1 protein-coding gene is annotated in these 265 nt (G+C 61.5%); it reads right to left on the bottom strand.

All coding sequences use genetic code 11. The features are described from left to right. A partial coding sequence (locus ACRHNM_RS17000; protein ID WP_431137811.1) for a hypothetical protein occupies positions 1-265 on the bottom strand: 265 nt, incomplete at both ends.

Here is a 265-nt window from a genome sequence, read left to right as displayed (position 1 = left end):
GCAATACCTTGGTTGGTTGACGTCAGGGCGGAGTTGCCTTCAGGTTGGAACATGATCCTCAGGGGAACCGTGATGTTCCCCAGGTCCACGATACGGAAGCCGCCATCGCAAGTCTCGTCGAAATCCGCGACGATGGTGAACGGTACCGGCGGCGGCAGCGGAAGATTGCCCGCGCTGTAGGCCTTGCCCAGATAACCCGTCCCCGGCGTCGAGACCTTTGCGATGCAGGTCGGGATGAGACTCACCGCGGTGCTGTTGCTGGACC

The sequence above is a fragment of the Psychroserpens mesophilus genome, from assembly GCF_050617655.1.
GTDB classification, from domain to species: domain Bacteria; phylum Bacteroidota; class Bacteroidia; order Flavobacteriales; family Flavobacteriaceae; genus Psychroserpens; species Psychroserpens mesophilus_A.
The sequence above is the reverse complement of the archived record's forward strand: the minus strand, read 5'-3'. Positions and strand labels throughout refer to the sequence as shown.